The 13,956-nt window shown below is 70.9% G+C and carries 8 protein-coding genes; all 8 read left to right on the top strand.

Going from position 1 to position 13,956, the window contains the following annotated elements:
* Positions 1–483 precede the first annotated feature (483 nt).
* The 8 genes from ABT294_RS50955 (at position 484) to ABT294_RS45820 (ending at position 13,951) form a co-directional block, all read left to right on the top strand.
* Positions 484–1,461: an IS701 family transposase gene (locus tag ABT294_RS50955; protein WP_502912228.1), complete on the top strand. Its 978-nt coding sequence runs from the start codon at positions 484–486 to the stop codon at positions 1,459–1,461.
* A 155-nt stretch (positions 1,462–1,616) separates the two neighbouring features.
* Complete coding sequence (locus tag ABT294_RS45850) at positions 1,617–2,852, top strand: cytochrome P450 (protein ID WP_350812809.1); 1,236 nt, start codon at positions 1,617–1,619, stop codon at positions 2,850–2,852.
* 1 nt (position 2,853) lies between these two features.
* The gene (locus tag ABT294_RS45845; protein ID WP_350812808.1) at positions 2,854–5,001 is read left to right on the top strand and encodes an ATP-binding cassette domain-containing protein; all 2,148 of its coding nucleotides are present in this window, start codon (positions 2,854–2,856) and stop codon (positions 4,999–5,001) included.
* Positions 4,998–7,046: an ATP-binding cassette domain-containing protein gene (locus ABT294_RS45840; RefSeq protein ID WP_350812807.1), complete on the top strand. Its 2,049-nt coding sequence runs from the start codon at positions 4,998–5,000 to the stop codon at positions 7,044–7,046. The genes ABT294_RS45845 and ABT294_RS45840 overlap by 4 nt, the downstream gene beginning before the upstream one ends.
* Positions 7,047–7,064: 18 nt before the next feature.
* A complete protein-coding gene (locus tag ABT294_RS45835) occupies positions 7,065–9,305 on the top strand; it encodes a TOMM precursor leader peptide-binding protein (RefSeq protein ID WP_350812806.1) in 2,241 nt (746 codons plus the stop codon).
* On the top strand, positions 9,302–10,738 hold the full coding sequence (locus tag ABT294_RS45830; protein ID WP_350812805.1) for a SagB/ThcOx family dehydrogenase: 1,437 nt from the start codon (positions 9,302–9,304) through the stop codon (positions 10,736–10,738). The genes ABT294_RS45835 and ABT294_RS45830 overlap by 4 nt, the downstream gene beginning before the upstream one ends.
* Entirely contained in the window at positions 10,735–13,146 is a 2,412-nt protein-coding gene (locus tag ABT294_RS45825; protein WP_350812804.1) for a lantibiotic dehydratase, read from the top strand. Before ABT294_RS45830 ends, ABT294_RS45825 begins: the two co-directional genes overlap by 4 nt.
* Positions 13,139–13,951, top strand: coding sequence for a thiopeptide-type bacteriocin biosynthesis protein (locus ABT294_RS45820; RefSeq protein ID WP_350812803.1), 813 nt, complete (start codon positions 13,139–13,141; stop codon positions 13,949–13,951). Before ABT294_RS45825 ends, ABT294_RS45820 begins: the two co-directional genes overlap by 8 nt.
* The last annotated feature ends 5 nt before the right edge of the window (positions 13,952–13,956 follow it).

Genomic DNA, 13,956 nt, shown 5'->3' with positions numbered 1-13,956 from the left:
TGCGAGGCATTCGGACACAGTCACCAGCCGATGAGCGCACGGCACGGCCGGCAACCATCGCGTCAATGCCGAGAGAACTGCGCGACCGATCCCGGAACACCACGACTTTTCACGGTCTCACCGTACGGGAACGCCGTGAGCCCTGGCCTCGCGGATGTCCGGCCAGCCCATTCCGCCCAGCTATCTACATTTCTTCTACACGTCTACATTTTTGCTATCTCATTACACATGTCACTGCAACTCGTGATCCCTCGTAACGAGACGAAACGTGGGAATTTCAAGAGAATGCGTGACATTCACGTCATGGTCAGCGGACCATGGCCGGTAATAGCGTAAAGCCCACACATTGAGACCTTTCGTTGAAGGGGTCAGATGGTGAATGGGTTGAATGCGCTGGCCCGGCGACCCGCACCTGCCGACATGAATCCTGCCCGGCAGGCGCCGGGTCTATGGGCGGACGGCCCACACGCCGCGGTCACGCGGATGCCGTCACCCGCCGCCGCGGCACGCGCGATGTTCCGCCGGATAGAGGGCCACTTCTTCCGGCCCGAACCACGCGAGCACGCCTACGCCTACATCCAGGCCTTGATGGCCGGGGGCGCTCCCCCGGTACCGGCAGCCGACCTCGGGGGCGACGACGGGCGCCAGCGACTGCTGACCACTGCCCGCTGGGATGAGGACCGGATGCGCGACAGCATCAGGACCCTGGTCGTCGAGGCACTGGGCGACCCGCACCCCCTCATGGTCATCGCCGAGGAGGGGTTCTCCAAGAAGGGAACGCAGTCGGTCGGAGTCGCCCAGCAGTTCTGTCCAGGGCTTGGCGGCGTCGACAACTGCCAGGTCGGCGTCTTCCTCGTCCAGGCGGGCCGATTCGGCGCCGCCGCCGTCGACCGCGAGCTGTTCCTCCCGCCCAGTTGGGTGACCGACCAGGCCCGGCGCAGGCGCGCGGCCGTCCCTCCCGACCTGGGCTTCCGCAGCAAGGACGAGCTGGCCTGGGCGATGATCGAACGCACGCTCGCCGCGCAGATCCCGGTGACCTGGATCGTTTCGCGCCTGCCCTACGGCGACAGCTCGGGTCTGTGCGATCTGCTTGAAGAGCACCGCCTGCCGTACCTGCTGGGAACGGCGGGCGGCGCGCGACCGCCGGGGCACGCCGAGAGCGAGGGGAGATGGGCCAGGGTTCCGCTCAGCGGACCGCTGGTCCCGGGGTTCGCCCGCTGGCACCTGCTGCGGCGCGACGGCGGGTCCTATCTCTGCTTCGCGCCGGCCACCACGTCGCTCGGCGAGCTGGTCAGGACCGCACACAGGGCAGCGGGCGGCGAGTGGTTCTTCGCCACGGCTCGTGAGGAGTCCGGCCTCGACCGCTACTCCGTACGGCAGTGGCAGGCGTGGTATCGGCACATAACCCTCTCGATGTTCGCACACGTCTGCCAGCTCTCTACACGCCGTCGCGCCAAATAACCCCATATAGGAGAAGAAATGGAAAGCAACCTCTGCGAAATCGTCATCGAGGAACTCATCGACGAAGGCAGCCCCGCATCAGCCGGAACCATGGGCACCGGCGGATTCTGCTGGACCACCTGACCCGGAAGACCACGACGACTTTGGGAATGTTCATGAGTAACGCAGAAAGTGTCTGGCAATTCCTCACCGATCCGGCGGCCCGCGGCCCCGCCGCCTCCGAGCTCTTCGCCAGGCTGCCCACCGAAGACCCGGTCATCAGGTTCGGCCCGGTCTGGCTGTTCTCCTCATTCGACCTGGTGACCACGCTGGCGAGCGACGACCGTCTGGAGATCAGGCTGCCAGGACTGTCCTCAGGCATGTGGGAGGCCGCGCCCGCGCTCGGCGAGCTCTTCCAGCGGTTCATGTCCGTCCAGCCGGCGGCCGACCATCGGCGGTTGCGGCGGCTGGTCGCCGGGGCGTTCAGCATGCGCGCCATCGGTCGATTGCGCGGGCGGATAGACGAGATCGTCGACGGTCTGCTGTCGCCCGCTCTGAGCAGGGGCGAATGTGACTTCGTGGCCGAGGTCGGCGTGCCGCTGCCGGTCATGGCGACTGCGGCGCTGCTCGACCTGCCGCAAGCGGACTGGCCGCGCATCCTGGCCTGGGCCACCACGCTCACCGACCAGCTCAGCCAGGCCACCTGGAACCTGCAAGGACTCGGCCAGGCGCCCCAGGCCGACAACTCCGTCGTCGCCGACGTCCTGGACTACGTCGAGAAGATCGTGCGGCAGCGGCGCGCCCGGCCGGGTGACGACCTGATCTCGCAACTCGCGAGCGACGGACGACTGGGTCACGACGAGCTGATCGCGATGGTCGTTCTGCTCTTCATGACCGGGCTGGACACGATGACCAGCGGCCTCACCAACGCGGTCTACGCACTGCTGCGCAACCCAGAGGCCTGGGACAGGGTCGTGGCCGACCCCGGACTGGCCGGGGCCGCGTTCGCCGAGGGCATCAGGTACATGCCGCCGGTCACGATGGGCACCAGGCGCGCGACGGCCGACATCGAGATCGGCGGGCATCGCGTCGCGGCCGGCGACACCGTTCTGCTGATGTTCGCTGCCGCCAACCTGGATCCCAGCCGCTTCTCGAGGCCGAGCGCGTTCGACCTGGACCGGGGTGAGACCACGCAGCTCGCCTTCGGTCACGGGCCCTACTTCTGCCTAGGCGCCGCCCTGTCGCTGCTGGAGGGCGAGAGCGTGCTCCGCTGGCTGGCGACCAGGGCGCCGGGGCTTGAGCCGGCGGTGCGCGAGCCGGTCTACCGGGACAGCATCGCGTTCGTCAGCCCGGCCGAGCTGCCGCTCCGCCTCGCCGTACGCGAACCCCTGTTTGAACCCGCCGGAGGTTGAGGTGCGCACCCCACACATCCCTCAGGTGGAGGAGAGCGACTGCGGCGCCGCCTGTCTGGGGATCATCCTGGCCTACCACGGGTGCCACGTCGCGCCGCACGAGCTGCGTGAGACGTGCGGCGTGGGGCGCGACGGCACCTCCGCCGCCGCCCTGGTGCGGGCGGCCGGCCTGTACGGCATGGCGGGACGCGGCCACCGGGTCCGTCTCGGCGACCCCGCCCATCCACAACTGGACGCCCTGCGAACGCTCCCCCTTCCCGCCGTCGCCCTGGTCGATCCGGGCCATTTCGTGGTGCTGGAAGGCCTCACACGGCACGGCAGGGTCGCTGTCAACGATCCGGCGAGCGGTCGCCACACCCTCGCCGGGGAGCAGTTCGCCGCCTCCTTCGGAGGTGTCGTGCTCACCTTCGTCAAGACGCCCGAGTTCGCCACCCGCGAGGGCCCCGAGCCCCTGCCCAACACGCTGCTGAGGTGGCTGCTCCCGCACCTGGGCGCGGTGGCCTTCGTGCTCCTGGGCGGGCTGGCCAGCGTCGGTGCGACCCTCGCCACCGCGTTCGCCGTGCGGGCCGCGCTTTCGGACGCGTCGGGCCCAACGTCGGCGGCGCTGCACCTGGGCGCCATCGCCCTGCTGGCCTTGGGCGCCACGTGGGTGCAGCAGCGGGCGCTGTCGCGGCTGCTGATCGCCGTGGCGACCAGGCGTTCACGCGCGTTCATGCACACCCTGCTGCGCCTGCCCGGACTGTTCTTCCAGCGCAGGTTCATCGCGGCTCTGGCCGCACGCGCCCAGCTCAACGACGCGGTGGCCATGGAGTTGACCAACAGGCTGCTGCCCATGGGCGTGCAGATCTTCTCCGTGGTCGGGCTGCTGCTGGTCATGCTCGGCATGAGCCAGCCGCTGACGGCGGCGGCGGTGCTCGGCGCGGCGGTCTCCGCCATCGTCCTGCGGTTGGCCCAGCGGCTGGCGGCCGACCGGGAGAAGCAGCTCGCGGCGGAGCAGGCCCGTCGTGACGGTGTCGCCATGTCCGGACTGTCGATGATCGAGTCCTTGAAGGCCGAGGGCACCACCGCCGGCTTCTTCGACGACTGGGCCGAGGCGCAGGCCCGCGACGTGGACACCCAGCACCGGCTGCAGATGAGCACCGGGCGCCTGCTCGCGGTGGCCGGCGCCGCCGAGGCGGTGACCGGCCTGGCCGTCCTGCTGCTGGGCGCGTTGCGGCTGGCCACGGCGAGCATGACGATCGCGGAGTTCATGGCCTTCCTGACCGCCTTCGGCGTCTTCATGGCGACGGCGGGAACGCTGTCGCGCGCCGGGCTGGGGCTGGCGGGCTTGCGCGGTCAGCTCCTCATGCTCGACGACGTGCTGGAGGCCGCCACGGACCCCCGCTTCGACCAGGACCCAGCCGCCTCTCCCTCCGGGCCGAAACTGCGCGGGCTGATCGAGCTGGACGGTGTCACCTTCGGGTATGACCTCCACAGGCCGCCGCTGATCCACGACGTCACGGTGCGGATCGAGCCCGGCAGCCGGGTGGCGATCGTCGGGGCGACCGGCAGCGGCAAGTCAACGCTCGGGCGGTTGATCACCGGGGCGCTGCAGCCGATAGGCGGCGAGATCAGGCTGGACGGCGAGCCGCTCGGCGAGATCCCCCGCTGCCGGCTGGTCCGCTCGCTGGCCTACGTCACCCAGCATCCCTTGCTCATCGAAGACACGCTGGCCGGCAACATCACTCTCGGCGATCCGTCGATCGGCGCGCGGGCGGTGACCAGAGCTTTGGAGGACACCCGGCTGACGGGCATCGCCAGGATGCGGGGCGGCGCCAGGCGAGCCAGGGTCGATCAGGACGGGCGCAACTTCAGCGGAGGCGAGCGTCAGCGCATCGCGCTGGCCAGGGCGCTGGCGCGCGACCCGTCGATCCTGGTGCTCGATGAGGCCACCAGCGCCATGGAAGGCCCGCTGGAGGCGGCCATCGACGCCAACCTGAGGCGGCGCGGGATCACCACGGTGGTCATCGCCCACCGCCTGAGCACGGTGCGCTCCGCCGACCTGATCCTGGTGGTCGACGGCGGCGCGGTCGTGCGGAGCGGTCGGCATGACGACCTCATTGCCTCCTACGGTCCCTACCGGCGTCTGGTAGAGGAGACCGCGGCATGACCGCCCCACCGGCGCCCGACACATCCGCATCGCCGGAGAAGGGGGACTGGCGAACGACGCGCGTGGCACTGTGCCACGCCGCCGAGCTGATCGGCGGCACACCCGACCTCCCGGACACCTCGCCTGACTCCCCCGATCCCGTTGCCGCCGCCGCGTCGGCCACCGGCCTGCGCGCCCGCCGGGTCCGCGTCGAGGACGCGCTCCACCGCCAGCCGCCCACCCCGCTGCTGGCCATCCGCGCCGCCGACGGCCTGCCCGTGCTGGTCCGCGGCGGGCGGACGATCGACCCCGACCGCCCGGTCGCCGCCGAAGACCTGACCTCGGCGGCCTGGCAGCTGCATAGACGCCTGCCGTACCAGGGACTGACCGGTTGGGGCCTGCTGGGTTTCGCCGTGGCCGGGCTGCGCGGGCGGCTGGTGGTCCTGTTGGGTACGGCGCTGGCCGCCGGTCTGCTGGGGTTCGCCGTGCCGATCGGCTCGCTCACGATCCTGGGTGCCACCGCGTCGGGACAGGTGGGAGTGCTCGTCGCGGCCACGGCTGTGCTGCTGGCCGGCGTGCTCACCGGGGCTGTGCTGTCCTGGCAGCGGGACCGGAGCCTGATCAGCGTGCAGAGCCACGTGCACGTGAACGTCGAGGTAGCGGTCTGGGACCGGCTGCTCGGCCTCGACCTGTCCTTCTTTCGCGGCTACTCGCCCGGCCGGCTGGCCGCGCACGTCGCCGGCATCACCAGGCTGCGCGCCATCCTGGCCTCGGGCACGCTGGACGTGCTGCTCGGCGCGGTGTTCACCGTGCTGGCGCTGGTCGTGCTGGTGCTGGTGGATCCGCTGCTCGCGATCGTGGCCCTGGCTGCGATGGCTCTGCTCGGCGCGTTGCTCGGGCTGCTGGCCTGGCTGCAGAACCGCCACGACCAGGAGGTCTTCGCTGGGGTCGAGGACGCCCAGGCGCTGATGTACCCGGCGCTGCTCGGTATCGACGAGATCCGCGCCTACGGCCGCGAGGAACTGGTCTTCGATCGGTGGTGGGCGACGTTCGCGCGGCAGAAACGGGCAGACGCCGCCGGCCTGCGCTACGCGGAGCTCTCCTCGGCGTTGCTGTCGGCGGTCCAGCCCGGGCTGCTCGCCGTCCTGCTGCCGCTGGCCTGGGCGGCGGGCGGTGGCGACGCTCTGATCGTGGTCGGGTTCGCGGGGATCCAGCTCTCCGCGGCGCTGGGCCGGTTGGGGCCGGCGCTACAGTCACTGTTCGCGGCCGGTCCGATGCACGACAGGCTGCGCCCTGTGCTCACCGCGCCGCCCGAGACCAGGCGGAGGGCGCTGGTCCCTGGGAAGCTCAGCGGAGCTCTGGAACTGAGCGGCGTCACCTTCCGCTTTCCCGATTCGACGACGCCGGTGCTCCAGGACATCAGCTTGAGCGTGCGGCCTGGGGAGTTCCTCGCGGTGGTCGGACCGTCAGGCGCGGGCAAGTCCTCCCTGCTGCGGCTGCTACTCGGGCTGGACCGGCCGGATGCGGGACGGGTCAGCTACGACGGCCACGACGTGGCGGAGCTGGATCTGGACGCGTTGCGGGCCCAGATCGGGTTCGTTCCGCAGGACGCGCGGACGCTCCGCGGCGATCTGCGCTCGGTGATACTCGGCGCGGCCGTGGGCGCCACCGACGAGGACGCCTGGGAGGCGGCCAGAGCGGCCGGGATCGCCGAGGAGATCGGCGCGCTGCCGATGGGGCTGGACACCAGACTCTCCGACGGGGACACCGGGTTCTCCGGCGGCCAGGTGCAGCGGCTGCTGCTGGCCAGGGCGCTGTCCAAGCGTCCCAGGGTGCTGCTGCTCGACGAGGCCACCAGCGCGCTGGACAACCTCACGCAGGACCTGGTCGCCGAACGGGTGGCCCGGCTCGGCGTGACCAGGGTCGTGGTCGCGCATCGCCTCAGCACGATCCGCTGCGCGGACCGCATCGCGGTCGTCGAGGCCGGGCGGGTCACCGAATGCGGCACCTATGACGAACTGCTGCTGCGCGGCGGCACCTTCGCCGGCCTCGCGGGCCATGAGTGAACATCCGACAGGAGTGAGATGAGCACCATCATCAGATTCAAGCGCCACCTCAGATCCGAGGTGATTCCCGGTGACGGCGTCTACCTGGTCTCCGAGCGTTCGAAGCAGAGCAGACTCCAGGGGCGGCTGGCCGAACAGCTGGCCCCGCTGCTGGCCGGCAAGCACGGCAGGGAGGAGGTGGTCGCGGCGCTGGCCGCCGAGTACGCGCCCGAGCGGGTCGGGCGGGCGCTCGACGTGCTGACCTCGGCCGGTCACCTCGTGGAGACCGACGCCTCGGTGGACCCTCGCGCCGCCGGCTACTGGGAGACCGCGGGGCTGGACGGCGACCTGGCGGTCCGCGCGGTGAGCGAGCGGCCGGTGGAGGTCCTCGGCGTCGGAGACGTCAGGGTCGACTGGCTCATGGACGCGGCGGCGGTGACGGGGCTGCGCATCGGTGACGCCTCGGCGCCGCTGTCGGTCGTGGTCACCGACGACTACCTACGCCCCGAACTGGCCGAGCTCAATCGTGAGTCCATCGCCCGCGACCGTGCCTGGCTGCCGGTCAAACCGGTCGGCACGCTGATCTGGGTCGGGCCGCTCTTCGTGCCGGGACAGACCGGGTGCTGGCAGTGCCTGGCCAGCCGGCTGTCGGGCAACCGCATGGTCGCCTCCTACCTGGGCCAGCGCACCGGCCAGGCCGTGCCACTGATCACCTCGGTCGCCGACCTGCCGGTCACCGTGGAGATCGGGGCCAGGCTGGCGGTGCTGGAGGCGGCCAGGTGGCTGGCCGGGCAGCCGCCGACCGGCGAGGTGTTCACCCTGGACACGCTCACGATGACGGCCACCCGCCATCGCCTCACGCGCCGCCCGCAGTGTCCCGCCTGCGGCGACCCCTCGATCCAGGCGGCACGGCAGCGCGAACCCGTGGTCCTGTCCAGCCGTCCCAAGCTCGTCGTGGACGGCGGCGGCCACCGGGCCAAGTCGCCCGAGCAACTCATCGCGGACTACGAGCACCTGGTCAGCCCCATCACCGGGCCGATCACCGGTTTGATCAAGGTGGACAGCCCGGACGGGCTGCACACCTACACTGCCGGCCAGAACTTCGCCATTCCCATGGCCGACGTCCGTGACCTGCGCGCGGGACTGCGCAGCATGAGTGCGGGCAAGGGGATGAGCGACACCCAGGCCAAGGCGGGCGCCATCGCCGAGGCCATCGAGCGATACTCCGGGCTGTTCCACGGCGACGAGGCACGCCGCACCGCCTCCTACGACGAGCTGGGCGATGTGGCCATCGCCCCCAACGAGCTGCACCTGTACAGCGAGCGCCAGCTCGCCGACCGGGCGGAGTGGAACCAGCGCCCCTCGCACTTCCACCGCGTCGTGGACCCCTTCGACCCCACCGACCGCATCGAGTGGACGCCGGTCTGGTCGCTGACGCAGCAGCGCCATCGCTACCTGCCCACCGGGACGCTGTTCTTCGGTTACAGCATGCGCCGTGGCCGCATGTACACCGGCGCCGACTCCAACGGCAACGCGGCGGGCAGCTGCCTGGAGGACGCGGCCCTGCAGGGCTTCATGGAGCTGGTCGAGCGCGACAGCGTGGCCATCTGGTGGTACAACCGGGTCCGCCGCCCAGCTGTCGACCTGGAGTCCTTCGGCGAGCCGTACTTCTTGCGCTGGCGCGAGCGCTACCGGGCCCTGGGCCGCGAGACCTGGCTGCTCGATCTGACCACGGACCTCGGCGTGCCCACAGTGGCCGCGATCTCGCGCAGGATCGACAAGCCGGTGGAGGACATCCTGCTCGCCTTCGGCTCGCACTTCGACATGAAGGTCGCGGTCTCTCGGGCGATCACTGAGATGAACCAGTTCCTGCCCGCCGTCCTGCCGCTCCGCGCCGACGGCACAGGCGAGTACGCCTACCCCGACCCCGACCAGCGGGCCTGGTGGACCACGGCGACCCTGGCCAACCAGCCCTATCTGCGACCTTCCGAGGAGCGTCCGCGTACTCCCGCCGACTATCCCGACCCCAGCAGCGACGACCTGCGGGAAGACCTGCTGCGGGCCCAGCGCCTGGTGGAGTCGCGCGGCCTGGAGATGCTCATGCTCGACCAGACGCGGCCCGACATCGGGCTGCCGGTGGTCAAGGTGATCGTCCCAGGGCTGCGCCACTTCTGGCCCCGCTATGCGCCGGGCCGCCTCTACGACGTGCCCGCGCAGCTCGGCTGGCTGCCCGCTCCGCTGACCGAAGACGAACTCAACCCGATTGGAATGTTCCTATGACGCTGCTCTCCTTCCGCCACGACGTGCGCGTGGAACCGGCCGCCGACGGTGTCAGGCTGTCTGGTCCCTGGGGGGCCCTGGCCATCAGGACCACTGATGAGGAGGTGCGGGCCGGCCTGCGACGGCTGGCCGGCCCGCCGCTCCCGCTCGGCGAACTCCCCGAACGGCTGGCCAGGCTCACCGGCCGGCTCGGCTACCTGCTGGCCCGCAGCATCCACGTGGACGGCAGGGAGCTCGCCAGGGTGGAGGCCGTCGCACGCGAGGCCGACTACACGCCGGCACCCGTGCCTGCGGAGGCTTCGGTACAGCTGGCCAAATTCACCTTGTTACGCGCCTACGAGGGGCACCTGGTGGTGGAGTCCCCGCTGGTCAAGCAGAGGATGGCGCTGCTCGACCCGGCCGCGCGGTCGATGGTGGCCGCCCTGGGCGCCCCTGTCCGTGTCGCCGACCTGCCGCCGAGCGGACTGTCCGACCAGGCGGTGGCCGAGCTGCTCGCGCACCTGGTGGGCGCCGGCTTCGCTGAGGTCACGGAGGAGGAGCATCCCGTACTGCGCCAGTGGGACTTCCACGACCTGCTGTTCCACGCGCGCAGCCGGTTCGGCAGACACGACGAGCCGTTCGGCGGCATCTTCCCCTACGTCGGAGAGATCGAGCCGCAGCCCGCGGTCAAAGAGCCGCCGCAGGGACCCTCGGTGGAGCTGCACAGGCCGGAGCTGGACGAGCTGCTGGAGCGCGATCCGGTGCTGACCACGGTGCTGGAGGGCCGAGCCTCGGTGCGCCAGTCCGGCGAGCAGCCGATGACGGTGGAGCAGCTCGGCGAGTTCCTCTACCGGGTGGCCAGGGTCCGTTCGCAGTTCGGTCCCGTGCCCGAGTCCATGCCCTACGAGGCCACCTCGCGTCCCTACCCATGCGGCGGCTCGGCCTACGAGCTGGAGCTGTACGTGACCGTGCGCCGCTGCGCGGGCCTGGCCGAGGGCGTCTACTACTACGATCCGGTCGGCCACCGGTTGGTGCTGGTCAACGACGACGAGGAGGACCGCGCGGCGCTGCTGCGCATGGCTTACATGGCGACCGCCCGTTCGGCGGTGCCCGACGTGCTGTTCACGATGACCTCGCGTTTCCAGCGGCTGTCGTGGAAGTACCGGGGCATCGCCTACGCCGTCACGCTCAAGCATGCCGGTGTGCTCTACCAGACCATGTACCTGGTGGCCACGGCGATGGGACTGGCGCCGTGCGGGCTCGGCAGCGGCGACGCCGACCTGGTGAGCCGGGTGATGGGCTTGGACTACCTGCGCGAGTCCTCGGTCGGCGAGTTCATGCTCGGCAGCCTTCCGGCGGACGGCCCGCAGGCCCACCGGCCGGAGGGTTGGCGCCGGGTCAACGACGCCGAGTGGGCGGAGGTCTCCCGCGACGCTCTGCGGGCATTGCGATGACCGTCCCCCATTTCGGCACCGTTCAGCCGGCCGACGGGCAAGGGCAGCCGGCCCCCATTCTGGTGGTCCGCTCCGGTGGCCTGCCGGTGTCCGTCCTGGAGGACACTGCCGCTCCCGGCGCCAGCGAGACCCTACGGGCCGCCCTGGACTGCGAGGAGGCTGCGGCCGCGCTGGCGGGGCCGATCGCCGACTACCTGCATGACCTGATACCCCAGGTGGACGAGCGCGCCGTCCGTCGAGCCATGATCTTCCTGCGGCGCGAGGTACACAATGGCCGGCTCACCGCCAAGGCCGGCAGGGCGGCCGAGCAGGTGGCCGACTGGCTCGACGAACCGACGGCGATCCAGGTGAAGACCTGGCTGGAGCTGATGTACCGGCGCGAGGCGAGCCTCAGCGAGGTGGAGTCGCGACTGGCCGCCGAGCTGGCCGCCGCCGGCGCCTCGATCCTGGCGGCGCTGCGCGAGCCGCGCATCGCCGCCGGGCTGGCGCTGGCCAGTCCCGCCTTCGCCGAACGGCTGCTGTCCGGGACGGAGACCGACCTGGCCGACCCCGACTCCCGGCTGGCGCGCAGCGCCGCGTCCTACCTGGCCAGGATCGTCACCAAGCCCAGCCCGTTCAGCACGCTGACCACGTTGGCCGCCACCGGCCTGGACGGTTCGGGACCAGCAACTTCGCCGGGGCGGGAGGTGTCATCCTCACGCGCACTGGCACTCACGCTTCTGCGTGCGCTGATGTCCACGCCGGAGGGGGCGAGGTTGGCCGTGACGGCCAATCCGGGCACGCGTCACTTCGGTGGGCGCATGCACACGGTCATGGGTGTCTACGCAAGCGCGCGCGGGCACCTCTTCCGCCACGACGAGGTCACCGACCTGGGCGACCACGCCTGGGTGCTGCCCGCGTTGCCGGATGAGCCGCAGCCGCTGTCCTCGATCACCGCGCGGCTGCCAGAAGGGCTGGCGGAGCGGCTGCTCGAGACCGGGCTGCTGCAGCCGGTGACCCCGTGGCGCATGAGTCACGGGCTGCATCTGGGCGCCCTGGCTCAGGCCGTACCGGAGGAGGCTCATCCGGAGTTGCGGGCCGCGCTCGACAGCCTGGCGGCGCTGGAGGCCGAGGTGGCGGGGGACAGCGATCCGCTGCGGCGGGCGCGGGCGGTGGAGCGCACCCGCGAGGTCGCCGGGCAGGCGTTCGCCGCACTGGGCCGCCCCGCGCCCTCGTGGCTGGCGAGCGCCTCTCTCTACCACGAGAGCGTCGCGCGCCCCGCCGATCCCGGCCTGCCCGCCGAGCTGGCTGCCGACCTGGCGCAGGCGGGCAGGTGGATCGCGCCGCTCATCGCACGCTCGACTGTGTACGAGCAGATGGTCAAGGCTTTCGTCGCGCGCTACGGTCGCGGCGGCACCACCGACCTCTTCGGCTTCCTGTACGGCTTCGCCGCCTACGCTGACCGCTCTCCCACCCTCCCGGCCGTCGGCCAAGAGCCGCGCGGCGTCGGGACGGTAGCCGTGCCGAGCAACACGCTGTTCATTCAGACCGTCGGCGGCGACGCCTCATGCCTGGTGGTGAACCTGGTGCAGACCGGGTCCGGCGGACTGCTCGGCCGCTGGGCAGGAGTGCCGCAACTGCACGAGCGGCTGGGACCGGCCCTGGCCGACTGGGTCCACGGGCTGCACCCCGGCTGCCGCGTCTACCAGGTCACCGCCTTCCCCGACTGGGCCGAGCTGCAGCGCCCCACCCTGGCGACGCTGCCCAGGCTGCGCTGGCCCGCCGACCTGCCCGACCGGGAAGGGGATGCCGTGGACCCGCGCGGCATGACCCTCACCCACGATCCGCTCAGCGCCACCCTGCAGGCGCACGACAGCGACGGCTGCCCCGTGGCCTTCACCTACCAGGGCACGATGCCGACCCACCTGCTCACCGGGCCGTTCCGGCTACTGTGCCTGCTGTCCGATCCCTGGCTGACATTGGGCAGGGCCGGCAGAGAGCCCCGCCCAGCCGATCCGCCGCCCAACCTGGACGGCGTGGTCTACGAACCGCGCGTGCAGCACGGCCGTCTCGTGTGGGCCAGGGCGCGCTGGCGCATGCCCGCCGGGATGGTGCCACGCCCTGAGCCCGGCGCCTCACCCACCGCCTTCCTGGCCGAGGTCGAACGGTGGCGGCGCCGCCACCGGCTGCCGAAAGAGATGTTCATGTCGCAGACCTTCAGCGGCCCTTTCGGGCCACGCAGAGACAAACCCCAGTGGCTCAGCACCGATCATCCCCATCTGGTCTGGGCCGCCCTTCGCCAGGTAAGGCCGGAGGCGTCGGCCGTCGACCTGGTCGAGGCACTGCCTGATCTGGGCGGCCACTGCGGCCGCGACCCGGAGGGCACCCCCGTGGCGACTGAGCTCACCGCGCTGGTGCGTCATGGTTGAGGCTCCCGAGCACGGCTGGCTCTACTACCGCGTCTATGTCGCTGACGTGACCGAGATGCAGCTGCTGCTCGAACAGGTGCTACGCCCCATCCTACTCCCGCTGGGCACCGACTGGTTCTTCCTGCAGTTCCAGGACGCGACCGGGCTCCATCTACGGCTGCGGCTGCGCGGTCGCCACGGCGAGCTGGCCGTGCTGGAGAGGACGCTCGAAACAGAATTCGCCGACGCCGGCCTTGAATATGCGAAATGCCTTTACGCCCCCGAATACCACAAGTTCGGCGAGGGGGAAGGGATGCGGATGGCCGAGCGGATCTTCTGCGCCGGCAGCCGCGCCGCCCTCTCCTGCGCCGGACCCAGGCAGCGGTCCCTGCGGCTGTACTACGGCGCCGCGCACACCGCGCTCATGGTCGCCCCGCTGCCCCCTCAGGAGCGCCGCTGCTTCCTCCACCAGAACTCCTGGTACTGGTACGGCGGGCCGCTCAGCCGTACGGTCCGGCCGCGCGCGCCGGTCAACGCCGATCAGACGGCCCCCCTGCTCAGCCAGATCGGCCATGTGCTGCAGGACGACGACGCCCGCGCCGCGCTGACCGGCTACGCGGAGGAGGCCTGGCGGCAACTCCGCGCACCGGAGCGGGCGCACGTCCAGCGGACGGACACCTTTCTGTTGTTCCACCACATCCACCTCATGAACAACAGGCTCGGCATATTCCGCAGCGAGGAGGCGGCCATTTCCAGGCTGCTGTGGTCGGCGTCGGCTGACAACTGTCATGCACTGTGGTCAGCGGAACCATCAAATGCTTCGTGAAGGAT

The organism is Nonomuraea sp. NPDC000554, from assembly GCF_040300065.1.
Lineage (GTDB): Bacteria > Actinomycetota > Actinomycetes > Streptosporangiales > Streptosporangiaceae > Nonomuraea.
Note: the sequence above shows the minus strand (reverse complement) of the source record. Positions and strands in the feature narration are given on the sequence as shown.